This is a genomic window from Pseudomonas sp. GB2N2 (assembly GCF_054897705.1).
Genome location: NZ_CM142701.1, coordinates 25,325 through 50,111, shown reverse-complemented (window position 1 = coordinate 50,111; position 24,787 = coordinate 25,325). Strand labels below are relative to the sequence as shown.

The window sequence follows — 24,787 nt, the reverse complement described above, 5'->3', positions numbered from 1 at the left end:
GCTCATACGGTGTATTTGTCGAAGTCCTCCGGTTTGATTTGCGAAGATGCCGCAAAGGTGTCGATGCCGATGGTGATGTGGCCGAAAAAGCCGTCTTCCTTCGACTCACGGCTGAGGGTTTGCACAGTCAGCGTCGACGCTTCTCCGCCCATGGTTTCGTAGAAAAAATCCTGGGCGTTGGTCAGGGCCGTGGAAGCTCGACCGCTGTATTCACGGGCGTTGAGCACCGATCGCGAGGCCACTTCAGGAAAGTACAGCTGACCGACCCAGGCGACATGCCGCTCCTCCAGAAAATTATTCCCGGCAGGCACGCGCACCGCGACGTGAATGTGCAGCGCACGGCCCGCGTAGAAACCCGGATAGATCGTGGTGAAACGCACGATGCCGTGCTGATCGGAGAACTGCCCCCCACGCAGGTAAGTGTCGTCGTCGGTACGCGGGATGGCGCCGATCGCGTCGACGTCGACTTCCTGATCCGGGTTGACTTTGCTCCACCCCGAGTAAGCACCGCGCGAATTGCAATGCCAGATGTCGACGATGGCGCCTTTGACTGGCTGCGCGGTCATCGCATCGATGATGGTCAACCGCAGCACCAGCGGAATGCCATCCAGCCCCTCGCTGATGTTGCGCCTGATCAGTTTCGGGTTGCGGAAATACGGACCGGCGATCTGTTCGGGTGACAGCAGGTAAGTCGGTGGTAAGGGTGCAACTGAGGTGTGGTCGTCCATGACGCGCTCTCTTCCTTAAGATGAACGCAGGTTAACGGCACACGGTCGGCGTGATGCGGTAACTATGTATCGCGTGATGTCCCACATTTCTTTTGGCAAAAAAAAACGGTGCACCGACCGAGCGCACCGTAAAGCCGTAGAACACACAACGACGTGTCTGGTCAATCAGGTCAGTCCAGCAGCGCCAAGGCCTCGGCGGTGCATTCCTGGATGCGCGCCCAGTCGCCGTTCTTGATCCACTCGGGATCAAGCATCCAGCTACCGCCCACGCACATCACGTTTTTCAACGCCATGTAGCTCTTGATGTTGGCCGGGCTGACGCCGCCAGTCGGGCAGAATTTCACTTCGCCGAACGGCCCGCCCAAAGCTTTGATCGCCGCGACGCCGCCGCTGACTTCCGCCGGGAACAGCTTGAAACGGCGATAGCCCAGACCGTAGCCTTCCATGATGCCGGAGGCGTTGCTGATGCCGGGCAGCAGCGGAATCGGGCTATCCACACTGGCTTCGAGCAGGTCGCGGGTGATGCCCGGCGTCACGATGAATTGCGAACCGGCGGCTTCAGCAGCAGCGAGCATCTGGCGATCGAGCACGGTGCCGGCACCGGTCACCAGTTCCGGACGCTGCTCGCGCAGAATCTGGATGGCCTTGAGGCCGAACTGCGAACGCAGCGTCACTTCCAGGGCAGTCAGGCCGCCGGCGGCAAGGGCATCGGCCAAGGGCAGGACGTCCTGTTCGCGAGCGATGGTAATCACCGGCAGGATCCGCGCCTTGGCGCAGAGGCTGTCGATCAGGGCAACTTTGTCCGCCATGGAAACGGTCGGGGATAGGGTTGTCATAGCGGCTGTTCCTTGGCTCATGGGCACCAGTAAATCTCTAACGTGGGTTGCAGAAACGCGCGAATCGGCATGGCGGCGACATCGTCACCGGCCAATGCGGCACTCAAAGTGGTCAGTTTGGACTGACCGGAAATCGACAGTACGGTGTGTTTGGCCGAAGCCAGCAGCGCGCGACTCATGGTCAGGCGCTGATGCGGCACGGTGGGCGCCAGCATCGGGTAGCAACGGCGGGTGCCGTCGACGCTCAACGCGTCGGCCAGGTTCGGACTGTTGTGGAACAGCGACGCCGTGTGGCCGTCGTCGCCCATGCCGAGGATCAGCACGTCGATCGGTGGCAACTCGGCCAACAGGCGGTCAGCTTGCTCGGCCGCTTGCTCAAGGTTGGCGGTGGCACTGTACAAACTCAAAAACCGTGCCTTGACCGCCGGGCCTTGCAACAGGTAGCGCTTGAGCAGGCCGGCGTTGCTATCGGCGTGTTCCACCGGCACCCAACGTTCGTCAGCCAGGGTCACGACGACCTTGGACCAGTCCAGCGTCTGTTTGGCCAGGTGCTGGAAAAACGCCACCGGGCTGCGACCGCCAGACACCACCAGCGTTGCTGCACCAGAGGCAGCAATCGCTTCGCTCAGCTGTTTTGCGACGCTCAGCGCCAGGCCTTCAGCGAGCAACACCGGACTCTTGAACGCATGGGCGCTGACGCCCTGCGGCAGTTGCACATTAGATATCGCCATACCACGACCTCCCATCCCGCGTGATCAGTGCAATGGAACTCATCGGTCCCCAGGAACCCGCCGCGTACGGCTTGGGCGCATCACCGGATTTTTTCCACCCGGCGATCAACTGGTCACACCACTTCCACGCGGCTTCGATTTCATCTTTACGGACAAACAGGTTCTGATTGCCGCGCATCACTTCCAGCAACAACCGCTCGTAGGCATCGGGAATCCGTGCGCTGCGATAGGTGTCGGAAAAATTCAGCTGCAACGGACCGCTGCGCAGCTGCATGCCCTTGTCCAGGCCTTGCTCCTTGGTCATCACGCGCAAGGAAATACCTTCGTCCGGTTGCAGGCGGATAATCAGCTTGTTGCTGATTTGCAGGCGCTGCTCGGGGGCGAAGATGTAATGCGACGGTTCTTTGAAGTGGATAACGATCTGCGACAGCTTTTGCGGCATGCGCTTGCCGGTTCGCAGGTAGAACGGCACGCCGGCCCAGCGCCAGTTGCGGATGTCGGCACGTAGGGCGACGAAGGTTTCGGTGTCGCTCTGGGTGTTGGAATTCGGTTCTTCGAGGTAGCCCGGCACCGCTTTGCCTTCGCTGTAACCGGCGATGTACTGGCCGCGCACGACCTGAGTAGTCAGGCCTTCCGGGCTGATCGGCGCCAGTGCCTTGAGTACTTTGACTTTCTCGTCACGAATACTGTCGGCGGACAGGTCGGCCGGCGGGTCCATGGCGATCAGGCAAAGCAGTTGCAACAGGTGATTCTGGATCATGTCGCGCAACTGGCCAGCCTTGTCGAAATAGCCCCAGCGTCCTTCGATCCCGACCTTCTCGGCCACGGTGATTTCCACGTGGGAGATGTAATTCTGATTCCACTGGGTTTCGAACAGGCTGTTGGCAAAACGCAGGGCGATGAGGTTTTGAACGGTCTCTTTGCCCAGGTAGTGGTCGATGCGGTAGGTGCGGTTCTCCGGGAAGAACTGCGCCACGGCGTCGTTGACCTTGCGCGACGATTCGAGGTCCGAACCGATCGGTTTTTCCAGGACCACACGGGTGTTTTCCGCCAGGCCAACCTTCGCCAGGTTTTCGCAGATCGCGCCATACACGGCAGCCGGCGTGGCGAAGTAGGCGATCACCCGCTGCGCACTGCCGGCCATTTCGGCCAGTGCTACGTAATCTTCGGACTTGAGGAAATCGACGTGCAAATACGTCAGGCGCGCGAGAAAGCGCTCGAGCAAGGCTTCGTCCAGCTCTTTGGCGCCGACGTAACGGCGCAATTCGGCGGTGATGAACGCCAGATGTTCCTGCTCGCTGCCCGCCTCACGGGCCAGCGCGATAATTCGCGTGTCCTCGTGCAGCAGGCCTGCGCCATCGAGCTGGTAAAGGGCAGGAAACAGCTTGCGCAAGGCCAGGTCGCCGAGGGCGCCGAACAAGGCAAAGGTGCACGGTTCAACCGTAATCGAAGGCATGATGTTTGTTCTTTTATCAAGTTAAGCTACAAATACCTTTTTTGAAGGCATCGCTCAAGCAAAAATGTAGTAATAACCACAACATTTTCGCAATATACAGATTCCGAGTGGTGGTCGGTTGGAGCCATCAGTAGGATAGGCCACCGCTTGGGGCCGCATCAAAGGCCCAATTTGCATAGCAACGCCCTTATTTGCATCGCAGAGCACTGTTATAGGCAGTCGCAGGCGAATGTAGGCGAACTTAGGAAATCATATGGACCGCGTGCGAAATTTACTGGAACAAATCCAGAATCGCCTTGAAGACCTGAACAAGGCAGAACGCAAAGTCGCCGAGGTGATCCTGCTTAACCCACAGCAGGCCACCCGTTTCAGCATCGCTGCCCTCGCCCAGGCGTCTAAGGTCAGCGAGCCGACGGTGAACCGTTTCTGCCGTTCATTCGGTGTCAGCGGTTACCCGGAACTCAAGCTGCAACTGGCCCAGAGCCTGGCCAGCGGCGCGGCGTATGTCAGCCGTGCGGTCGAAGCCGATGACAATCCTGAAGCCTATACCAAGAAGATTTTCGGCAGCGCCATTGCGTCGCTGGACAGTGCTTTGCAGGCGCTCGACCCGAACCTGATCAGCCGCGCCGTCGACCTGTTGATCCAGGCCCGGCAGATCCACTTCTTCGGCCTCGGCGCCTCGGCCCCGGTGGCACTGGACGCGCAACACAAATTTTTCCGCTTCAACCTGGCCGTGACCGCGCATGCGGACGTGCTGATGCAACGCATGATTGCTTCGGTGGCCCACACCGGCGAGCTGTTTGTGATCATTTCCTACACCGGCCGCACCCGCGAACTGGTGGAAGTGGCACGTATCGCTCGGGAAAACGGTGCTTCGGTGCTGGGTCTCACGGCCGAGGGTTCGCCGCTGGCGAAGGCCAGTACCTTGAGCCTGAACATTCCGCTACCGGAAGACACTGACATCTATATGCCGATGACGTCGCGGATCATTCAGCTGACCGTACTGGATGTGCTGGCGACCGGCATGACCTTGCGTCGGGGCGTGGATTTCCAGCCGCATTTGCGCAAGATCAAGGAGAGTTTGAATGCCAGCCGGTATCCGGTGGGCGACGAGTTCAATTAGCTTACTTGGATCGTTCCCACGCTCCGCGTGGGAACGAGCAACACACCCCAAATCACACCCCCACCCGCGCCTGCAAACTCAAATGTGCCTTCTGCCCCGGCGCCAGACTCAGGCTATCGGTCCCGCCGCTTGCCGCTTCGACACAGACAAACTCGGACATCTCGTTCCAGCTGACGCCCAATAACGGACGCGTTCCGGGATGCCAGACCACCGTGTCCGCATCATCACCGGTGTCAATGCACAATTCGCGCTGCCAGGCGTGGTCCTTGAGCTGCAATTCGCCGTCATGCTGGAACACCCGCTGACAACCGCCTTCCACTCGCAACTCGCCTTCCTGCTGGCAAACCTGGCGATTCAACTGGTCGTAACCCTGCGCCCCGTCGAGCCCAGACAGCGCTACCTCACCAACGTCGCCAATACGCCAATACGCGTGCAGCGCTTGGCTCAACTGGCACGGCAGGCTGTCCTGATGCTCGGTGCTCAGGCGCAAATCCAGACGTTCGCCAAGGTGCGCGTGCAGGTCTACTTGCCAGTCGCACAATTGCAGTTGCCAATGCAGGCGCACGCCGTCGTCGCCATGGCTGCTGTCGAGCAGTTTCCAGTCCAGCAACCGTGCCCAACCATGGGACGGCCAGGCGTTTTCGCTCGGATGGCGGCCATACCACGGCCAGCACACGGGCACGCCGCCGCGAATCGCACCCACGTGCGGCCACTTCGCCGCGCACCAAAGCCAGGGCCTCTGATCCTGGGGCTGGAAGTGCAGCAACTGCGCGCCCTGACGGCTGAACACCGCCTGACACAGCGGATGGTCGATCACCAGCACGTCGCGCATCTGATAGCGCTCCCACGCAAACACCGGACGTTCGCGCAAGGATTTGAAGAAGCGTTGTAGCGGATGCTCATGCATGTGCCGCAATCCTGAAAATCATCTTTGCCTGGGTGTGCTACTCCCAAAAAAAAGCGGACAGCCAAGGCTGTCCGCAAAAATGCGCACATAGAGAGGAGCTTATCGCAACAGCGTTAGAACACCGACTGAATTTTTATGCCGGCGACCAGCGCGTTATCAACTTCTTCCACACCGCCCGGATGGGTGATGTATTGCAGGTTAGGACGCACGGTCAGCCAGTTGGTTACGTGGAAGCCGTAGTTGATTTCGTAGTTGTATTCGGTGTCACGCAGTGGTGCGAACGTTGGATCTGCATAGTCGGTGACATTGTTGGAAGCGTTGACCAACTCGGCGTTTTTCTTCACGTCATCGTTGACATGGATACGCGCCGCACCGATACCGACGTCATCTTTAGGGCGCGCATCGAACGGGCCTTTGTACACCAGCATCAGCGACTGATAGTTGTCGACAACGTTGGTGTCCTTGTCGTGGAACGTGGCGTTGGCGGAAACGGTCAGGCCGCGGCTCTTGTCACCGTTGTGGTCGGTCAACTGTTGCTGCGCCACGAACCAGTAGCCGGATTTGCTGCTATGGCTGCGATAGGCGTTGCCGCTGGTAGCCGCATCATTGCCATTATCGTCTTCGCGGACATCATCGGCCTTGGCGGTGCTCTTGTAGTAACCGACGCGGTATTCGCCCGGCAGGTTGTTCGGGTTAGGCAACCAGACCAGCTCGACCGGCAACACGGTGCCTTTGGTACCACTGCCGCTGAGCTTGAAGCCGTTACCGTGTTCCAGTTGCGACGGGTTCTGGTTGTACGCGCCAATCTGCGCATAGAACTCAGGCGAGATGTTGTACTTCACGCGCAGCGCAGCCTGGCTGACGGGCCAGTTGTACCAGATGTTGGTCGCCCAGTTACCCACTTGGGAACCGCAGAACGCCAGGTTCTGGAACTCGCACGGGAAGGTGTTGAAGTCTTCGCCTTCGCCGAAGTAACCGGCTTTGACGTCCAGTTTGCCATCGAAGAACTGGTGCTTGATCCACAACTGGGTCAGACGGACCATGTGACCACGACCGTAGACTTCCTGCGAGGAACTCAAGGTGCCGGCACGCGGGTCGCCAACACGGTCATTGGAGATATTTTCACCGTTACGGTTGGTCAGCTGGATCTTCGCCTGGGTGTTATCCCAACCCAACAGCTTTTGCAGATCCAGTGCCGCGCCCAGACCGAACTGGTCGGCGTAACGCGCAGTCTTGTCGTTGTTGTAGCCACCGTGCAGGTTGCCGCCTACTTCACCGACATAGTCCATCTTGATGTCGATACCTTGCTCGATCAGCTTGGTCCGCTCACCGCCCCAATCCCCGGTCATCCACTCAGAATCGGCGCTGAACGCGTCAGCCGCGTGCACACTGCCGGCCAGCATCATTGCCGCAATGGCAGACAGCTGGCAGATAAGCTGAGCGTTGTTGTTCTTCTTCATCCCTACATCCTCGTTTTATTGTTATTAACTGTTTTTATCTAACGCGGTTACATCAGTTGCAGCGGATGACAGGCCATCCACCGCGGATTTGATTTTTACCGGCCTTTAAACTGGGTCACGTTGGCGCTGTGGTTTTCCGTTTGCGCAACACCGGCCACCCCCAAACGCTCCCCGGTCTTGGCATCAAACAGCAGCACTTTCGATGGATCGAATTGCAGCGTCAGGGTCTCGCCCACGGCCGGTGCAACGTCCGGCGCCAGACGGCAGCAGACTTTGGTTTCATTCAAATTGACGAACACCAGGGTGTCCGGACCGGTCGGTTCGGTGACCTGGACTTCGGCGCGAATGGTTGGCAAACCGTTCGGCTCAGCGCCCGCCAGTACGATCTGTTCCGGACGCATGCCGAGGATCACCTCGCGGTCTTCGAGACCGGCGTCCTGCATGCCCAGTGGCAATTCGCAGCGCGCCTGACCGCTGTCGAGCAGCGCCAGCAGACGACCGTCCTTGCGCTGCAAGCGCAGGGGAATGAAGTTCATCGGCGGCGAACCGATGAAGCTCGCCACGAACAGGTTGGCCGGGTTGTTGTAAATGTCTTTCGGCGTGCCGAACTGCTGAATGATCCCGTCCTTCATCACCGCCACTTTGTCGCCCAGCGTCATCGCTTCGATCTGGTCGTGGGTCACATAGACCGTGGTGGTTTTCAGGCGCTGGTGCATCAGTTTCATTTCAGTGCGCATCTCGACGCGCAGCTTGGCGTCGAGGTTGGACAGCGGTTCGTCGAACAGGTAAATCTTCGGCCGCCGCGCCAGTGCACGGCCCATCGCCACGCGCTGTTGCTGGCCGCCGGAGAGCTGGCCGGGTTTGCGATTCAGCAGGTGTTCGATCTGTAGCAGTTTGGCCACCCGCGCCACTTCCGCTTCAATATCGGCAGCGGGCATTTTGCGGATCTTCAAGCCGAAGGCGATGTTCTCGCGCACGCTCATGGTCGGGTACAGCGCGTAGGACTGGAACACCATGGCGATGTCGCGGTCTTTCGGGCTCATGCCGCTGACGTCCTGGTCACCGATCATGATCGCGCCGCCAGTGATGGTTTCCAGACCGGCGATGCAGTTCATCAGGGTCGACTTGCCGCAACCCGAAGGGCCGACGAGGATCAGGAACTCACCGTCCTTGATCGACAATTCGATGTTCTTCAGGGTGTCCGGCAGGCCTGGGCCATAGGTCTTGTTTACGTTGCGAATTTCGAGCGTTGCCATGATTACCCCTTGACTGCGCCGGCCGTCAGCCCGCGCACGAAATACTTGCCTGCGACCACATAGACCAGCAGGGTCGGCAGCCCGGCGATCATCGCCGCCGCCATATCAACGTTGTATTCCTTGGCCCCGGTACTGGTGTTGACCAAGTTGTTCAGCGCTACCGTGATGGGTTGCGAATCACCGCTGGAGAACACCACACCGAACAGGAAGTCGTTCCAGATCTGGGTGAACTGCCAGATCAGGCAGACCATGATGATCGGGGTGGACATCGGCAGGATGATCAAGCGGAAGATCGTGAAGAAACCCGCGCCATCAAGCCGCGCGGCTTTCACCAGGGCATCCGGAACGCTGACGTAGTAGTTACGGAAAAACAGCGTGGTGAACGCCAGGCCATAGACTACGTGGACGAACACCAGGCCGGTGGTGGTGCTGGCCAGGCCCATTTTGCCGAGGGTGAACGAGGCCGGCAGCAGGACGGTCTGGAATGGCAGGAAGCAACCAAACAGCAGCAAACCGAAGAACAGTTGCGAGCCACGGAAGCGCCACATCGACAGCACGTAGCCGTTGAGTGCACCGATGGCGGTGGAGATCAATACCGCCGGAACGGTGATCTTGATCGAGTTCCAGAAGTACCCGTCAACCGTGCCCCAGGCCTTGACCCAGCCAATGCCGCTGACCACGGTCGGCCAGCTCAGCAGGTTGCCGGAATTGATGTCTTCCGGGGTCTTGAAACTGGTCAACAGCATGACCACCAGCGGAATCAGGTACAGGAAAACGGCGAGAATCAGCACCGCGTAAATGGCGATGCGACTCAGGCTGATGGCAGGTTTGGCCGCGAAACTAGTCATGACGCTTGGTCCTCAGCTCGGAGTACAGGTAAGGCACGATGATTGCGAGAATCGCACCGAGCATCAGAATCGCACTGGCCGAACCCATGCCCATCTGGCCGCGACTGAAGGTGAAGGAATACATGAACATGGCGGGCAAATCGGAGGAATAACCCGGACCACCGGCCGTCATTGCCGCCACCAGGTCGAAACTCTTGATCGCGATGTGAGCGAGGATCATCACGGCGCTGAAGAACACCGGGCGCAGGCTCGGCAACACCACTTTCAGGTAAATGCGCGGCATGCTCGCGCCGTCGATCTGGGCGGCACGAATGATCGATTGATCAACCCCACGCAGGCCGGCAAGAAACATCGCCATGATGAAGCCCGAGGCTTGCCAGACTGCGGCGATCACCAGGCAATACACCACGCGATCCGGGTCAATCAGCCAGTCGAGGCGAAAGCCTTCCCAGCCCCAGTCCCGCAATAATTTGTCCAGGCCCATGCCCGGGTTGAGCAGCCATTTCCACGCCGTACCGGTAACGATCATCGAGAGCGCCATCGGGTACAGGTAAATGGTGCGAATGAAACCTTCGCGCCGAATGCGTTGGTCAAGAAACACCGCCAGCAGCACACCGATCACCAGGGTGATGCCGATGAACATGCCGCCGAACACCGCCAGGTTCTTGCTCGCAACCCACCAACGGTCGTTGTCGAACAGCCGCGCGTATTGCGCCAGCCCTGCCCACTTGTAAGTCGGCAGAAAGGTCGACGTGGTGAACGATAAGACGAACGTCCACAGGATGTAGCCGTAGAAGCCCACCAGGACGATGAACATGCTGGGAGCCAGCACCAGTTTCGGGAGCCAGCGCTGCAGTGCATCGAACGGCGAGGCCTTGCTGAACACAGCAACAGAACTCATGGGGAAATCCAGTACGAGAGAAATAGTTACGTTGGAAATGCTGCCCTTGCAGGAGTGAGGCTGCTCGCGATAGCTGAGTGTCAGACTCTGGATGTATCAACGGATACACCGCGATCGCGAGCAGGCTCGCTCCTACAGGGGCCAAGCATTACTTGGCCGCTTTGATCGCCGTGCCCAGTTGCTTGGCGGCAGTGGCCGGATCGGCTTTCGGGTCGTTGATGAAGTTGGTCACGACATCAAAGAACGCGCCTTGTACTGCCAGCGTGGTCGCCATGTTGTGCGCCATGCTCGGCTGCAGGCCGCCGGATTTGGCGTCAGCCAGGAAGTCCTTGGCAGCGGTCTGGGCGCAGGAGTCGAAACCGTATTTGCCCATGTCGGCGAGCATGTCGTTACGCACCGGGATCGAGCCTTTGTTGATGCTGAAGACTTTCTGGAAATTCTCACCCAGGACGATTTTGGCGATGTCCTGCTGAGCCGCCGCAGTGCCCTTGTCTTTCTGCTTGAACACCGCCAGGGAGTCGATGTTGTAAGTGAACGCCTTTTCGGTGCCCGGGAACGCTACGCACTCGTAGTCCTTGCCCGCGACTTTCTTGGCCGCTGTCCACTCGCTCTTGGCCCAGTCACCCATGATCTGCATGCCGGCCTTGCCGTTGATGACCTTGGCCGCTTCCAGGTTCCAGTCCTGGCCTTTGCCGTCGACGTCCATATAGGTCGCGACTTTTTTCAGCTCGGTCAGCGCCTTGACCATCTCGGGGCCAGTCAGTGCAGCGTTGTCCAGGTCAACCAGGGCTTTCTTGTAGCCATCGACGCCCATAACCGAAAGGACCACCGCCTCGAACACGGTGCTGTCCTGCCAAGGCTGGCCGCCGTGGGCAAGCGCAATGAAGCCCGCTGCCTTGAGCTTGTCACCGGCGGCGTAGAATTCTGCAAGGGTGGTTGGAGCTTTTTCGATGCCGGCTTTCTTGAAGACTTCCGGGTTGATCCACAGCCAGTTGACGCGGTGAATGTTCACCGGCACGGCCACGTAGTCACCTTCGTACTTCACGGTATCGGAGACTTTCTTGTCGAGCAGGCTGTCCCACTTCTCTGCCTTGGCTGTTTCTTTCAGGACGTCGGTGTCGAGCAGGCCGGTAGATGCCCACTCCTGGATGTCCGGACCTTTGATCTGCGCGACGCCTGGCGGGTTACCCGCGACGGCACGGCTTTTCAACACGGTCATGGCCGTCGCACCGCCACCGCCGGCGACAGCGCCGTCCTTCCAAGTGAACCCGTCTTTTTCGACTTGGGCCTTGAGCACATCAACGGCGGCTTTTTCGCCACCGGAGGTCCACCAGTGAACGACTTCTACCGAACCTTTGGCATCGGCGGCAAGCGCACTGACGGGAAATGCAGAGATAGGAAGCAATGAGGCAAGAGAAATGACAGTAGCGAGGCGAGAAATCGCATTCATCTAGAATTACCTTTCTTGTTGTTATGCATGCAAGTCTGAAGCTTGCGCTGCACGGATTTTAAACAGGACTCATCCCTTCGCAGGTAACGAAGGGACGCGTGAATGTCACTGCATGGTTACACAGGAACGCCATGGGATAACTGCGCCAGAGCCGTCGCCATGCTCGGTGCGAGTGGCAATCGCGGAATCAGCACGGCTTGCCAGGCGTGATACAGGTCGGGTTTGCCAGCCCAGATATCGGCGCTTGGACGGTTTTTCGGGTCGAGTTCATGGTGCCAACTGCCATCGCATCGATCGATGAAATGACTGTCACAAAACTCCCAGAACCGTCGGTACCAGGTTTCGTATTGCTCATCGCCGGTGCGTTTCAACAGCGCGCTGGCGGCGGCGCTGGCTTCGCAATGGGTCCAGTGCAAACGATGGCGAACCACGGCGCGATTGTGCCAATCGAGGGTGTAGACCATGCCCGGCAGCCCGTCGACCTCCCAGCCGTGACGGCAGTTGTGTTCAAAGAGTTGTTGCGCGTCGCTGGCGAGCCAACCGGGTGTCAGCATTCCGGCCTGCACCCGCGCGGCTTCGAGGTGCAGCAACAGCCGCGCCCATTCGAAACCGTGGCCCGGCGTGGTGCCGTAGGGGCGAAAGCCATCGGCCGGGTTGTCGTGGTTGTAGTCGCGTAACGGCTGCCAGTCGCGGTCGAAATGCTCGACCACCAGATAGTCATTGGCGGCGGCGTGACCGTGGATAACCCGTTCGACAATGCGCTGCGCGCGGCACAACCAGCGGTTGTCTTCGGTGACATCGGCCAGCGCGAGGAAAGCTTCGGTGGCGTGCATGTTGCTGTTGGCGCCGCGATAAGGTTCCTCCTCGCTCCAGTCGCGGTTGAAGGATTCGCGCATGGCGCCCTCCTCCTCGCTCCAGAAATGCCGGTCGATGATGTCGATCGCGTCATCGAGCAAGGCTTGCGCGCCGGCACGTTGCGCGACCACCGCGGAACTGGCGGCCAGCGCAACGAACGCGTGCAGGTAAGCGGCCTTGCCGGTGTTGTCATCGCGATGATCGGCGACGGCGAACCAGCCACCGTGTTCGGCATCGCGCAATGGACCGCGGAGGGCTTTGACGCCGTGGTCCACCAACTCGGCGAAACCGGGCAAACCCTGAATGTGCGCCATGGCGAAGCTGTGGGTCATGCGCGCGGTGTTCATGGTTTCGGCGTGGGCATTGGCCGGCAGGCGGCCCTTTTCGTCGAGATTGCCGAAGCCGTCGGGGAGCCTCGAAGCCTTGGCGAAAGCCAGCAAGCGCAGGCCTTCGGCGGCGAGCCATTGCTGATGGGCCGGTGCGTTCAGCCAGCTGCTGAAGACGGATTGGAAGGTGTTCATGGGGTGCCTTTTTTGTTGTTATAACTGCGAGCAGTCTAAACAACGGGCGGTGACGGGCTTGTAACGAAGGGGGCGAGTAATGTCACCAGCTTGTGACATTCATGTGTTGAATGGTCTGGCGCCATCGCGAGCAGGCTCACTCCTACAGGGATTGCATCGTACCTGTGGGAGTGAGCCTGCTCGCGATGAAGGCGACGCGGTCTTCCTAGTCAAAGCTGCGCGGCAACTGAAGCGTCACCCGCAACCCGCCCTCGCGCAAATTCTGCAGGCTGACTTCTCCGCCATGGCTGTGCGCAATATTGCGCGCAATCCCCAGCCCCAACCCATAGCCCTGCTGCTGCCCCGCCAACCGAAAGTGCGGCTCGAACACCTGCTCCAGTCGCTGCTCCGGTACGCCCGGCCCTTCGTCATCGACATGCAGGACAAACGCGTTCTCATCGTCGTCAATGTGCAGGTGCGCGTTCTGCCCGTACTTCAGGGCGTTGTCGATCAGGTTGCCGATGCAGCGCTTGAGCGCCAGCGGCTTGCCCGGATACGCCGCCCATGCCCGCCCCTGCTGGGTCACGCGACCATTGCCGTTGGGCGCCAAGTACGGCTCCACCAGGCAATCGAGCACATGGTTGAGGTCCACCGGTTCGATGTTTTCATGGATGTCGGTGTCTTTCACGCATTGCAGCGCGCCTTTGACCAGCAACTCCAGCTCATCCAGATCGCGGCCGAACTTGGTTTGCAGCTGTTCGTCTTCGAGCAATTCGACCCGCAGCCGCAACCGTGTGATCGGTGTGCGCAGGTCATGGGAAATCGCGCTGAACAACTGGCTGCGCTCGGTCAGGTAACGGCTGATGCGCTCGCGCATCGCATTGAACGCGCGCCCCACCTCAACCACTTCACTGCCGCCGCCCTCCGGCACGGGCTCGACTTCGGCACCCAGGGACATGTCCCGCGCCGCCCTGGCCAGGCGTTTCAACGGACGACTCTGCCAGTGCACCAGCAGGCCGATGAACAACAGCAGGAAACCGCTGGTGAGCACGATGAACCAGACCTGCTGAGCCGGAAGGCCTTGCTCTTCAAGACTGGTGTAGGGTTCGGGCAGCAGCGAGGCGATGTACAGCCATTCGCCCGGCGCCATCTGGATCTGCGTGACCAGCACCGGCGGGTTCACCGGTTCCAGCGTCAATGCGTAGTGCGCCCAGGAGCGCGGCAACTCATCGAGCTTCAGCCCGCTGTTGAAAATCCGCAGGTCTTCGGGGCTGACGAAGGTCACCGAGATATCGGTGTCCTGGCCCAGGGACTCGCGCAACACCTGGTCCACCGCTTTGAGCACCGCTTCTTTGCGCGGCGTGATCGGCAGCACGTCCATGCCGAGGGGCTTGTCATTGAGCGTCACCACGAACCGCGTGCCGCCCATGCTGCGCAATTGGTCGAGCACCAACGGCCGGAACGCGACGGGCAACGACCGGAAATAACTGACGCTGGCGGTCATCGAATGGGCGAGGCTGCGGGCGCTGGTGACCAGCCCTTCCAACTGGGTGGCGCGTAATTGCGAGACCCAGATCACGCTCGACAACGCTTGGGCAAACAGCACTGCCAGCAATGTCAGCAGCAACATCCGCCCGAGCAACGAACGCGGCACGGGCGCCTTGGCGGCGAGCTGGCGGAAGAACTCAGTGACCATTGCTGGCAACCACATTGGCTGCCAGTTGGTAGCCGCTGCCGCGCACAGTGCGGATCAGTCGCGGCGGCTTTTCGGTATCGCGCAGGCGTTGGCGCAGACGGCTGACGGCCATGTCGACGATGCGGTCCAGCGGCATCAGGTCACGGCCACGGGTGGCGTTGCCGATGGTGTCGCGGTCGAGAATTTCCTGGGGGTGATCAAGGAACAGTTTCAACAGGGCGAAATCGGCGCCGGAGAGAATCACTTCTTCGCCATCGATGTGAAACAGTCGATGGCTGACCATATCGAGCCGCCAGTCATCGAACGCCAGCACCTCACTGCCGGAACGTTCCTGACCGAATTGCGCGCGGCGCAACAGCGCTTTGATCCGCGCCTGCAATTCACGGGGGCTGAAGGGTTTGCCGAGGTAATCGTCGGCGCCGAGCTCGAGGCCGATGACCCGGTCGGCTTCGTCGGAACTGGCGGTGAGCATGATGATCGGCACCTGGGCCTGACGCGGGTGCTGGCGAACCCAGCGGCAGAGGCTGAAGCCGTCCTCGTCGGGCAGCATCACGTCGAGGATCACCAGATCGCTCGGCGCGTCGTTCATGGCCTGGCGGAAACCGGCGCCGTCGGGCGTGGTACGCACCTGAAAACCCGCGCGGGTCAGGTAGGTGTCCAGCAACTCGCGTATCTCCTGATCGTCATCGACCAACAAAATCGACTTGTTGACTGAGCTCACGGGGCGGCGTCCTTGTTGTTTGAATTGGGGCGGATTATGCCTTAAGCACCGATTTTACAAACACCACAAAACCACTGTAGGAGTGAGCCTGCTCGCGAAGGCGGTGTGTCAGGCAACATTAATATCGCTGACACACCGCCTTCGCGAGCAGGCCCACTCCTACATGTTGATCGCATTTCAGGCCTGGTCGAGGGCCACGCCTGCGCCCACCAGCCCGGAATACGGCGCCGTCACCAGCCACACCGGAATGCCTTTGAAATAATCGCTCATGCAACCCTTGTCGGCGAAGCATCGGGCAAAACCGCTTTCGAGGAAAAAATCGGCGAACCGTGGAATCACCCCGCCGACGATGAACACACCGCCGCGTCCACCGGTGGTCAGCACATTGTTGCCCGCCACGCGGCCGAGCCAGCAGCAGAATTGCTCCAGCACTTCCAGGGCAACCGGATCGCCCGCCAAACCTGCCGCGGTGATCGCTTCCGGCGTTTCGAGTACGGGTTCATGGCCATCCACCGCACAGATCGCCCGGTAAACCCGCGGCAAACCCCCGCCACTCAACGCCGTCTCGGCGCTGACGTGACCGATCTCATTGAAGATGTGCTGCCAGAGTTGTGTTTCCCGTGGGCTGCTCAGCGGCAAATCGACGTGACCGCCCTCGCCCGGCAATGCGGCAAAACGGCCTTCGCCGAGATCGAGCAAGGTACCGACCCCAAGCCCCGTGCCAGGACCAATCACCACCGCCGGCCGCATCGGCTCCGGCGTGCCTTCGCAGACCACGCGGAATTCGCCCGGCTGCAAACGCGTCATGCCCAGGGCCATCGCCGAGAAGTCGTTGACCAGCAGCAATTGATCGACCTGCAAGGTTTGGCAGAACGCCTTGCGGCTGAGGCGCCAGTGATTGTTGGTGAACTTGAATTCATCACCGCTCACCGGGCCGGCCACCGACAGGCACACCGACCCGATCGAACCCAAGGCCAGACCGAGGCCGCTCAGATAGATCGCAATCGCCTCTTCCAGGCTCGAATGATCCGCCGTTGGCAGCACCTGAACCGATTCCAGTTGCTGGTTTTTCCACAACGCGAAACGTGCGTTAGTACCACCGATGTCACCGACCAGCGCCAGTTTCAATTAAGCGTCTCCAGGGCAGAAGTAAAGGCGCTGGCGCCCTGCTCTGCGGAGCTGAAAGCCATGCGCATGAAACCAAACAGTTCGCGACCGGTGCCGATGTTGTTGCCCAACAAGCCCTTGGCCGGTTCGCGCGCGGCGAATGCTTCGGCGTCCACCTTAAGCTCCAAGGTGCCTTTGACGCCATCGACGCGGATGATATCGCCCTCTTGCACCCGCGCCAAAGCGCCGCCCACAAACGCTTCGGGGCTGACGTGGATCGCCGCCGGGATTTTTCCCGACGCACCGGACATGCGCCCGTCAGTCACCAGCGCGACTTTAAAGCCGCGATCCTGCAACACGCCAAGGAAGGGCGTCATCTTGTGCAGTTCCGGCATGCCGTTCGAGCGCGGGCCCTGGAAGCGCATGACCGCCACGAAATCCTTCTCCAGCAAACCGGCCTTGAAAGCATCGGCCAGATCCTGCTGATCCTGGAAGACCATCGCAGGTGCTTCGACGATCTGGTTTTCCAGGGCGACCGCCGAGACTTTCATCACCCCGCGACCGAGGTTGCCTTCCATCACGCGCAAGCCGCCTTCTGCGGAGAACGCACGTGCAACCGGGCGCAGGATGGTTTCGTCGAGGCTGTCGGTGACGCCTTCGCGCCAGACCAGTTCGCCGTTATCAAGAAAGGGTTCCTGGGTGTAGCGGCTCAGGCCATGGCCGAGCACAGTGTTGACGTTTTCGTGCAGTAACCCGGCTTCCAGCAGTTCGCGGATCAGGAACGACATGCCGCCCGCGGCCTGGAAGTGGTTGATGTCGGCTTTGCCGTTCGGGTAGACGTGGCTCAGGGTCGGCACGACTTCGGAGAGGTCGGCCATGTCTTGCCAGGTCAATTGAATGCCCGCCGACATGGCGATGGCCGGCATGTGCAGGGTGTGGTTGGTCGAACCGCCGGTGGCGTTCAGCGCCACGATCGAGTTGACCAGCGAACGCTCGTCGACGATCTCACCGATCGGCATGAAGTTGCCATTCTGCTTGGTCAGTCGCGTCACCTGATGCGCCGCTTCGCGGGTCAGGGCATCGCGCAACGGTGTGTTCGGGTTGACGAAAGACGAGCCCGGCAAGTGCAGACCCATGACTTCCATCAACAGCTGATTGGTATTCGCGGTGCCGTAAAACGTGCACGTGCCAGGGCTGTGGTAGGAATTCATTTCCGATTCCAGCAACTCTTCGCGGGTGGCTTTGCCTTCGGCATAGCGCTGTCGCACATCGGCTTTCTGCTTGTTGGAAATGCCCGAGACCATCGGCCCGCCCGGCACGAAAATCATCGGCAAGTGGCCGAAGCGCAGCGCACCCATCATCAGGCCCGGCACGATCTTGTCGCAGATCCCGAGCATCAGCGCGCCGTCGAACATGTTGTGGGACAGCGCAACGGCGGTGGACAGCGCGATCACTTCGCGGCTGGGCAGGCTCAGTTCCATGCCCGGTTCGCCCTGGGTCACGCCATCGCACATGGCCGGAGTGCCGCCAGCGAACTGGCCGACAGAGCCAATCTCGCGCAGGGCTTTCTTGATCTGTTCCGGGAAGACTTCGTACGGCTGATGCGCCGAGAGCATGTCGTTATAGGACGAAACAATCGCGATGTTCGCCGAGTTCATCATCCGCAGGCTGTGCTTGTCCTCGGTGCCGCAACCGGCCACGCCATGGGCAAAGTTGGCGCATTGCAGCTTGCCGCGCATCGGACCGTCGGTGGCTGCGCCGCGAATAAGCGCAAGGTAGGCCTCGCGGGTTGCGCGGCTGCGGGCGATGAGCCGTTCGGTGACCTCAAGGATGCGGGGATGCATGTGTAGAACTCCAGGCTAACGGATGTGGCGACCTGATTGTCTATGCTGAACAAGCGCCGATGTTGTCGGGATGACAAACGGCTTTCTTGATCATTCGGACCAGTTGATTCAGGTCACTCGTTGTAGATTGAACAAAATATTGCCATTAAAAAGGCTTGTTTTCTATTTTTATGCGAATAATCTTGTAATTCCAACAACAAATCGACGGCGGCCCAGTTCAATGACTCTTCGAATCGCAATCAATGGTTTTGGCCGTATCGGTCGCAATGTTCTGCGCGCACTGTATACCCAGGGCTACCGTCAGGATCTGCAGATCGTTGCCATCAATGACCTGGGCGACAGCTCGATCAACGCACATTTGCTTAAATATGACACCGTTCACGGCACGTTCGATGCCAATGTCCAGCACGACCAGGAAAGCCTGACCGTCAATGGCGACCGAATTGCTGTCAGCGCCATCCGTAATCCGGCCGACTTGCCCTGGTATGCGGAAAAAATTGATGTCGTGTTCGAATGCACCGGCCTTTTCACCGACCGGGCCAAAGCCGCCGCGCATATTACGGCCGGCGCGCGCAAAGTGATCATCTCGGCCCCGGCCAAAGGCGCCGATGCCACCGTGGTCTATGGGGTTAACCATGACATCTTGCGCCAGTCCCACCAGATCATTTCCAACGCGTCGTGCACGACTAACTGCCTGGCGCCCGTGGCTCAAGTGCTGCACCGCGAGTTGGGCATCGAAAGCGGTTTGATGACCACGATTCACGCCTACACCAACGATCAGAACCTGACCGACGTTTATCACACTGACCCGTACCGCGCACGATCCGCCACCCAGAACATGATCCCGAGCAAGACCGGCGCTGCTGAGGCGGTCGGCCTGGTGCTGCCGGAACTGGCGGGCAAACTGACGGGGATGGCGGTGCGTGTTCCAGTGATCAACGTGTCGCTGGTGGACCTGACCGTGCAACTCAAACGCGAAGCGTCGGCCGATGAAGTGAATGCGCTACTCAAGGAAGCCAGCCAGCATTCGAAGATTCTGGGCTACAACACCTTGCCGCTGGTCTCCAGTGACTTCAATCACAACCCGCTGTCGTCGATCTTTGACGCCAACCACACCAAGTCCAGCGGCAAGCTGCTCAAGGTCCTGGCCTGGTACGACAACGAATGGGGCTTCTCCAACCGCATGCTCGATAACTGCCTGGAGCTGTGTAACGCGGAATAAGATTGCATCGCGCTCCCGTACCGTCCCGTACAGGAACGTGTATTTCATAACAAATCAGCACTTGACCCTGCGAGCGGATGATAAGCATTATCATCCGCTCGAAATGGATCAGGTCTTCCCGTGAGTCAATCGCGCTTCAACCACGTCTTCATCACCCAGCGGGTTTCACTGCTGCGCACCTTGGAGCGGATGGTCAACAATCACAGCACCGCCGAAGACCTCTTGCAGGAAACCTACCTGCGCGTGACCCGTGCGCTCAGCGAACGGGCAATCGATCACCTCGAACCCTTCGTTTTCCAGACGGCCCGCAACCTCGCGCTGGACCACTTGCGTGCGCGGCGCATCCAGTCGCGCACGATGCTCGACGACGTCCCGCCGGCCGTGGTGGAAAGCATCGCCGCCCCCGCCAGCAGCGCCGAGGACGCCGCCCATGCCGAACAATTGCTGGAGCGTTTGAACGTGAGCCTCAGTGAACTCAGCAGCCGTCAGCAGCAGATTTTCATCCTCAGCCGCCTGCACGGGCACAGTTACCTGGAGATCTCCGAGCGGCTCGGCGTCTCCCTGAGCACCGTGCAAAAAGAACTGAAGCTGATCATGGCCGTCTGCATCGGTGTCGCAGAGAAGCATGACGGCAACGGCAAGCTTTAAGCTGCAAGCTGCAAGCTGCAAGCAAAATACCGACTGGCTTGAGCTTGCAGCTTGTGGCTTGCAGCTTGAAACTGCCCCACCTGCCACTGCCGAGGAAACACCGTGACGGACACCGACCGCTCCCCTGCGCCCTCTGCGGCGCAGGACCCCGCAAGCGCAATGGACCAGGCCCTGGACTGGTTGATTGTCATGGGCAGTCCGAGTGATGAACAAACGCGACAGTTCCACGCATGGCTGAACGCCGCACCGATGCATGCCGAAGCGTTCGCCAAGGCGCAGGCGATCTGGGACGGCCCGCAGGTGGTGAAATGTGCGCAAGAACTGGCTGCCCTGCCGCCGAAAGTGCCCCTGTTTTCGCGCCTGCGACCGCACTGGAAACCGCTGGCCACCGCTGCCGTGCTGATCCTCGGTCTGTTCAGTTTCAGCAACCTCCCGATACGCCTGCAAGCCGATCACTTGACGGTGGTCGGTGAGCGCCAGCGCCTGCAACTGGAGGACGGTTCGAAAGTCCTGCTCAATACCAATTCGGCGTTTTCCAGCACCATCAACGACCAGAAGCGCGTTGCCCGCTTGTATCAGGGCGAAGCGTTTTTCGACGTGCCGGCCAATCGCGGTCAGCCCCTGGAAGTCGACGCTGGCCCGGTTAAAGCCAGCGTCCACGATACGGCGTTCGCCGTGCGCTACCTCGATGGCGTGGCCCAGATTCAGGTGCAGCGCGGCGACGTCGATTTGCGCGCGACTCGCACCGACGCGCGAATTCGCCTGTCCGCCGGCGAGAGCATCCGTATCGGCCCCAACGGTTTCGACCGTCCGGCCAGACTCGATGCCGCGACCGACCTGGCTTGGGTCCAGGGCCGGCTGGTGTTCGAGGATTGCCCGCTGAGCCAGGTGCTGGCGGAACTGCGGCGCTACTACCCGGGCTGGATCATCAACACCAACGAGCAGTTGGCCGATGTCGCGGTGACCGGCAATTACCGCCTCGATCAACCGCTGGACGTGGTCCGCTCGCTGGCGCACATCACCTCGGCAAAGCTTCAGGAATTCCCGGCGCTGGTGATCTTGAACTAAATGAGAATTATTTTTACTCGATAGCTGAAGCTCGTTCGTCTCGTTATAGCCAATGCAATTGATTCGCATCTCCAGATGCCAATCTGCACCTATAAAGATTCGTGCGACACGGAGCGCTATCGATGTCCTCTCGCCTTACCCGCCACTTCTCTTCACCGACTTCACCGACTTCACCGTTGCGCGTGCTCTCGCTGCTGACCGCCGCCATCCTGATGGCCGGCAGCGCGCCTCTGATGGCCGCCACCGCCGCCGAACAGCCAGCGCGCAACATGGGCGATTACGCATTCGCCATCCCGCAACAGTCGCTGGTCTCGGCACTCAACGCCTTTACTACCGTGACGGGCTGGCAGGTCGGCTTGCCGGCCGAACTCGCGCAAGGCGTGGCCTCGCCGGGGGTGCGCGGGTCCTTGCCGCCGGAGAAAGCCCTCGATCGCCTGTTGGTGGGGACCAACCTGAGCTATCGCAAACTGAGTAACCACAACATCGTGCTGGAGAAGCGCCAGACCGGCGGCGCACTCAACCTGGACCAAGTGACCATCAGCGCCACTCGCCAGGAACAAAGCATCGACAGCGTTCCGGGCACCGTCAGCGTCCACACCCGCGCAGAGCTGGACCGCAACAACGTCAATTCCATCAAGGATCTGGTGCGTTATGAGCCAGGGGTTTCGGTGGGCGGTGCCGGTCAGCGTGCAGGGATCACCGGCTACAACATTCGCGGCATCGACGGCAACCGCGTCCTGACTCAGGTCGACGGCGTGCAAATCCCCGACAGCTTTTTCAACGGCCCTTACGCCCAGACCAACCGCAACTACGTCGACCCCGAGATCGTCAAACGCGTCGAAATCCTGCGCGGGCCGGCGTCGGTGCTGTACGGCAGCAACGCCATCGGCGGCGCGGTCAGTTACTACACCCTGGACCCGGACGACATCATCAAACCGGGCAAAGACGTCGGCGCACGCCTGAAAACCGGCTACAGCTCGGCGGATGGCAGCTGGCTGACCTCCGGTACGGTCGCCGGGCGCGCTGGCGAGTTCGACGGTTTGCTGCACCTGAGCCAACGCAACGGCCATGAAACCGACGCCTACGGTGAGACCGGCGGCACCGGCCTGAACCGCACCGAAGCCAACCCGGAAGACGTGCGTACCACCAACGTACTGGCCAAACTCGGCTGGAACTACGCCGACGACGCGCGCTTCGGCCTGACCTACGAGCACTACAAGGATGATCGCGACACCAACCAGTTGAGCGCGGTGGGCGGGCCGTTCAACGCCGGACGCGGTCTTGGTTTTTACAAATCCCGCACCGGCAACGACACGGTATCGCGCGAACGCTTTGGCCTGGAGCACCGTTTTGCGCTGGACAGCGTCCTAGCGGACAACATCAAGTGGACATTGAATTACCAAATCGCCAAGACCGACCAGACCACCCAGGAAATCTACGCGCCCCCGGGACGCACAGTACTGCGCGACCGCGAGACCACGTACAAGGATCGCCAGTGGGTGTTCGATGCCCAGGCTGACAAAGCCTTCGCCATCGCCGACACCGACCACGTCATCACCTATGGCACCACGATCAAACAGGACAAGGTCACCGGCCTGCGAACCGGCAGTGGCATTTGCCTGACCGTGGCCGGCGCCTGCCGGGTCATCGGTGCCCCGAGCGCTGCCGACACGTTGAAACCGGCCAGCGATTTCCCGGACCCGACCGTCAACAGCTACAGCCTGTTTGCCCAGGATCAAATCAGCTGGGGCAACTGGACATTCCTGCCCGGTGCTCGCTATGACTACACCGAACTCAAGCCGAAACTCACCGACGAGTTTCTCGCCACCGCCGACCAGAGCGGCAACGGTGTCGTCAGCGACGAGACCAAGACCTGGCATCGCCTGTCTCCGAAATTCGGCACCACTTACCGCTTCAATGACAATTACACGTGGTACGGCCAATACGCTGAAGGCTTCCGCACGCCGACCGCCAAGGCTTTGTATGGCCGCTTCGAAAACGTGGCCGGCGGCTATCGGGTCGAGCCTAATTCGGATCTGGAACCGGAAAAGAGCAAGAGCTATGAAACCGGCCTGCGTGGCCAGTTCGACGCGGGTACGTTCGATGTGGCGCTGTTCTACAACAAATTTCGCGACTTCATCGACGAGAACGCCATCACGCCCGGCTACACCGAGACCACGTTCCGCAGCAATAACATTGCTCACGCCACCATCAAGGGCCTGGAGCTTAAAGGCCGTCTGAACCTCGATACCTTTGGCGCGCCAAGCGGTCTGTACACCCAGGGTTCGGTGGCCTATCTGTATGGCCGTAACGATGACAGCGGCCAGCCGCTGAACACCGTCAACCCGCTGACCGGCGTGTTCGGCCTGGGTTACGACCAGGATAACTACGGCGCGCTGCTGAGCTGGACACTGGTCAAACGCAAGACCCGCGTCGACAGCACCAGCTTCAAGACTCCGGACGGCACCAGCACCCAGTTCAAGACCCCGGGTTACGGCGTGCTCGACCTCGCCGGTTTCTACAAGGTGACCGACGACGTGACTATCAATGCCGGCCTCTACAACCTGACCGACAAAAAATACTGGCAGTGGGATGACGTGCGCGGTTACGACAGCGTCGGCGAAGCCTCAGTGACGCAGCCGGCCAACCTTGATCGCCTGACTCAACCTGGTCGCAACTTTGCGGTCAATCTGGTCTGGGATATCTGACCCTTTGCGCCTCACTGCGCAGTGTTTAAAGGGTGCGCAGTGAGGATTTTTACTGTCAGGCGCCTTCTTATTCGTCTCGTTAATCAAGCGCTTCCATTACTCCAGGATTTCTCATGACTATTCAGGACAACACTCAACGCCCGGCCCTGCGCTCGCAACGCTTGAATCAGGTCACAAACGAGCCACACAGCAAACTCGACGCCCTGGTCAAAGCCCACGCACCGTTCGAAACCCAGGCCAACTTCGCGCGATTCGTGGTTGCACAGTACGTGTTCCAGTCGGAACTGATGGCGCTTTACAACGACGCAGAACTGGTCGCCATCGTTGCCGACCTGCCAGCGCGCTGCCGTGCCGAAGCGGCCAAGGCTGACCTCGCGGATTTGCACACCGACGTACCGGAACCCGCTGCAGGTGCCTTGAAGAATCCGGGCAAAGCCGAAGCACTGGGCTGGTTGTTTGTGTCAGAAGGCTCGAAGCTCGGCGCGGCGTTCCTGATCAAGCGCGCCGTTGGGCTGGGGTTGAGCGAAACCTTTGGCGCACGTCACCTCGGTGAACCAATGGGTGGCCGGGCTGAAGGCTGGAAAAGCTTCATTAGAACCCTGGATGGCTTGCAACTTTCCGAGCAGGAAGAAGCCGAGCTGGAAAAAGGCGCCATCGCCGCGTTCAACCGGTTCACCGTCCTGCTCGAACGGGCCTACGCCACTGAACCGGCCTGATTAAAC

21 protein-coding genes are annotated in these 24,787 nt (G+C 60.1%); 6 read left to right on the top strand and 15 right to left on the bottom strand.

Translation table 11 applies throughout. The features are described from left to right. Positions 1-2: 2 nt before the first annotated feature. From ACYZT4_RS00220 to zwf, 4 genes are all read right to left on the bottom strand, one after another. Positions 3-728, bottom strand: coding sequence for an intradiol ring-cleavage dioxygenase (locus ACYZT4_RS00220; RefSeq protein ID WP_461984316.1), 726 nt, complete (start codon positions 726-728; stop codon positions 3-5). 170 nt (positions 729-898) lie between these two features. Beyond that, a complete protein-coding gene (locus ACYZT4_RS00215) occupies positions 899-1,564 on the bottom strand; it encodes a bifunctional 4-hydroxy-2-oxoglutarate aldolase/2-dehydro-3-deoxy-phosphogluconate aldolase (protein WP_150709694.1) in 666 nt (221 codons plus the stop codon). A 17-nt stretch (positions 1,565-1,581) separates the two neighbouring features. Then, positions 1,582-2,295 carry a 6-phosphogluconolactonase gene (gene pgl / locus ACYZT4_RS00210; protein WP_461984314.1) on the bottom strand — a complete coding sequence of 238 codons (714 nt, stop codon included), beginning with the start codon at positions 2,293-2,295 and terminating at the stop codon, positions 1,582-1,584. After that, a complete protein-coding gene (gene zwf, locus ACYZT4_RS00205; protein WP_461984312.1) occupies positions 2,282-3,751 on the bottom strand; it encodes a glucose-6-phosphate dehydrogenase in 1,470 nt (489 codons plus the stop codon). The genes pgl and zwf overlap by 14 nt, the downstream gene beginning before the upstream one ends. A gap of 262 nt (positions 3,752-4,013) precedes the next feature. Between zwf and ACYZT4_RS00200 the strand changes: the two genes are divergently transcribed. Beyond that, positions 4,014-4,874, top strand: coding sequence for a MurR/RpiR family transcriptional regulator (locus tag ACYZT4_RS00200; RefSeq protein ID WP_175649041.1), 861 nt, complete (start codon positions 4,014-4,016; stop codon positions 4,872-4,874). Between the two features lie 52 nt (positions 4,875-4,926). Here ACYZT4_RS00200 and ACYZT4_RS00195 read toward each other — a convergent pair whose 3' ends face one another. The 11 genes from ACYZT4_RS00195 to edd all read right to left on the bottom strand — a co-directional run bounded on the left by ACYZT4_RS00195 (position 4,927) and on the right by edd (position 18,419). Further along, on the bottom strand, positions 4,927-5,781 hold the full coding sequence (locus ACYZT4_RS00195) for a D-hexose-6-phosphate mutarotase (protein ID WP_461984310.1): 855 nt from the start codon (positions 5,779-5,781) through the stop codon (positions 4,927-4,929). A 113-nt stretch (positions 5,782-5,894) separates the two neighbouring features. After that, entirely contained in the window at positions 5,895-7,241 is a 1,347-nt protein-coding gene (locus ACYZT4_RS00190; RefSeq protein ID WP_461984309.1) for a carbohydrate porin, read from the bottom strand. Between the two features lie 95 nt (positions 7,242-7,336). Continuing rightward, a complete protein-coding gene (locus tag ACYZT4_RS00185; protein ID WP_461984307.1) occupies positions 7,337-8,497 on the bottom strand; it encodes an ABC transporter ATP-binding protein in 1,161 nt (386 codons plus the stop codon). A gap of 2 nt (positions 8,498-8,499) precedes the next feature. Next, complete coding sequence (locus ACYZT4_RS00180) at positions 8,500-9,345, bottom strand: carbohydrate ABC transporter permease (protein WP_213941127.1); 846 nt, start codon at positions 9,343-9,345, stop codon at positions 8,500-8,502. After that, on the bottom strand, positions 9,338-10,246 hold the full coding sequence (locus ACYZT4_RS00175; protein WP_134417589.1) for a carbohydrate ABC transporter permease: 909 nt from the start codon (positions 10,244-10,246) through the stop codon (positions 9,338-9,340). Before ACYZT4_RS00175 ends, ACYZT4_RS00180 begins: the two co-directional genes overlap by 8 nt. A 148-nt stretch (positions 10,247-10,394) precedes the next feature. Further along, entirely contained in the window at positions 10,395-11,696 is a 1,302-nt protein-coding gene (locus ACYZT4_RS00170) for an ABC transporter substrate-binding protein (RefSeq protein ID WP_461984306.1), read from the bottom strand. A gap of 116 nt (positions 11,697-11,812) precedes the next feature. After that, positions 11,813-13,072 (bottom strand): D-mannose isomerase, encoded by a 1,260-nt coding sequence (locus ACYZT4_RS00165; protein WP_461984303.1) that lies wholly within the window; start codon positions 13,070-13,072, stop codon positions 11,813-11,815. A gap of 205 nt (positions 13,073-13,277) precedes the next feature. Continuing rightward, positions 13,278-14,747, bottom strand: coding sequence for an ATP-binding protein (locus ACYZT4_RS00160; protein WP_461984301.1), 1,470 nt, complete (start codon positions 14,745-14,747; stop codon positions 13,278-13,280). Continuing rightward, positions 14,737-15,468: a response regulator gene (locus ACYZT4_RS00155; protein ID WP_461984298.1), complete on the bottom strand. Its 732-nt coding sequence runs from the start codon at positions 15,466-15,468 to the stop codon at positions 14,737-14,739. The genes ACYZT4_RS00160 and ACYZT4_RS00155 overlap by 11 nt, the downstream gene beginning before the upstream one ends. Positions 15,469-15,645: 177 nt before the next feature. Beyond that, the gene (locus ACYZT4_RS00150) at positions 15,646-16,596 is read right to left on the bottom strand and encodes a glucokinase (RefSeq protein ID WP_461984295.1); all 951 of its coding nucleotides are present in this window, start codon (positions 16,594-16,596) and stop codon (positions 15,646-15,648) included. Further along, positions 16,593-18,419 (bottom strand): phosphogluconate dehydratase, encoded by a 1,827-nt coding sequence (edd, locus tag ACYZT4_RS00145; RefSeq protein ID WP_461984292.1) that lies wholly within the window; start codon positions 18,417-18,419, stop codon positions 16,593-16,595. Before edd ends, ACYZT4_RS00150 begins: the two co-directional genes overlap by 4 nt. A gap of 220 nt (positions 18,420-18,639) precedes the next feature. On the opposite strand from edd, the gene gap reads away from it, so the two are divergent. The 5 genes from gap to ACYZT4_RS00120 all read left to right on the top strand — a co-directional run bounded on the left by gap (position 18,640) and on the right by ACYZT4_RS00120 (position 24,781). Further along, positions 18,640-19,641, top strand: a complete 1,002-nt coding sequence (gene gap, locus ACYZT4_RS00140; protein ID WP_461984291.1) for a type I glyceraldehyde-3-phosphate dehydrogenase — start codon at positions 18,640-18,642, stop codon at positions 19,639-19,641. A gap of 120 nt (positions 19,642-19,761) precedes the next feature. Continuing rightward, entirely contained in the window at positions 19,762-20,289 is a 528-nt protein-coding gene (locus ACYZT4_RS00135; RefSeq protein ID WP_461984288.1) for an RNA polymerase sigma factor, read from the top strand. Positions 20,290-20,391: 102 nt separating this feature from the next. After that, complete coding sequence (locus ACYZT4_RS00130; RefSeq protein WP_461984286.1) at positions 20,392-21,357, top strand: FecR family protein; 966 nt, start codon at positions 20,392-20,394, stop codon at positions 21,355-21,357. Between the two features lie 122 nt (positions 21,358-21,479). After that, a complete protein-coding gene (locus ACYZT4_RS00125; protein ID WP_461984284.1) occupies positions 21,480-24,065 on the top strand; it encodes a TonB-dependent receptor in 2,586 nt (861 codons plus the stop codon). A 113-nt stretch (positions 24,066-24,178) separates the two neighbouring features. Further along, on the top strand, positions 24,179-24,781 hold the full coding sequence (locus ACYZT4_RS00120) for a biliverdin-producing heme oxygenase (protein WP_461984282.1): 603 nt from the start codon (positions 24,179-24,181) through the stop codon (positions 24,779-24,781). Positions 24,782-24,787 lie beyond the last annotated feature (6 nt).

Bases quoted from the DNA above. Each gene is read 5' to 3' on its own strand.
- ACYZT4_RS00220 (WP_461984316.1), bottom strand. From the start codon at position 728: ATGGACGACCACACCTCAGTTGCACCCTTACCACCGACTTACCTGCTG.
- ACYZT4_RS00215 (WP_150709694.1), bottom strand. From the start codon at position 1,564: ATGACAACCCTATCCCCGACCGTTTCCATGGCGGACAAAGTTGCCCTG.
- pgl (WP_461984314.1), bottom strand. From the start codon at position 2,295: ATGGCGATATCTAATGTGCAACTGCCGCAGGGCGTCAGCGCCCATGCG.
- zwf (WP_461984312.1), bottom strand. From the start codon at position 3,751: ATGCCTTCGATTACGGTTGAACCGTGCACCTTTGCCTTGTTCGGCGCC.
- ACYZT4_RS00195 (WP_461984310.1), bottom strand. From the start codon at position 5,781: ATGCATGAGCATCCGCTACAACGCTTCTTCAAATCCTTGCGCGAACGT.
- ACYZT4_RS00190 (WP_461984309.1), bottom strand. From the start codon at position 7,241: ATGAAGAAGAACAACAACGCTCAGCTTATCTGCCAGCTGTCTGCCATT.
- ACYZT4_RS00185 (WP_461984307.1), bottom strand. From the start codon at position 8,497: ATGGCAACGCTCGAAATTCGCAACGTAAACAAGACCTATGGCCCAGGC.
- ACYZT4_RS00180 (WP_213941127.1), bottom strand. From the start codon at position 9,345: ATGACTAGTTTCGCGGCCAAACCTGCCATCAGCCTGAGTCGCATCGCC.
- ACYZT4_RS00175 (WP_134417589.1), bottom strand. From the start codon at position 10,246: ATGAGTTCTGTTGCTGTGTTCAGCAAGGCCTCGCCGTTCGATGCACTG.
- ACYZT4_RS00170 (WP_461984306.1), bottom strand. From the start codon at position 11,696: ATGAATGCGATTTCTCGCCTCGCTACTGTCATTTCTCTTGCCTCATTG.
- ACYZT4_RS00165 (WP_461984303.1), bottom strand. From the start codon at position 13,072: ATGAACACCTTCCAATCCGTCTTCAGCAGCTGGCTGAACGCACCGGCC.
- ACYZT4_RS00160 (WP_461984301.1), bottom strand. From the start codon at position 14,747: ATGGTCACTGAGTTCTTCCGCCAGCTCGCCGCCAAGGCGCCCGTGCCG.
- edd (WP_461984292.1), bottom strand. From the start codon at position 18,419: ATGCATCCCCGCATCCTTGAGGTCACCGAACGGCTCATCGCCCGCAGC.
- gap (WP_461984291.1), top strand. From the start codon at position 18,640: ATGACTCTTCGAATCGCAATCAATGGTTTTGGCCGTATCGGTCGCAAT.
- ACYZT4_RS00125 (WP_461984284.1), top strand. From the start codon at position 21,480: ATGTCCTCTCGCCTTACCCGCCACTTCTCTTCACCGACTTCACCGACT.
- ACYZT4_RS00120 (WP_461984282.1), top strand. From the start codon at position 24,179: ATGACTATTCAGGACAACACTCAACGCCCGGCCCTGCGCTCGCAACGC.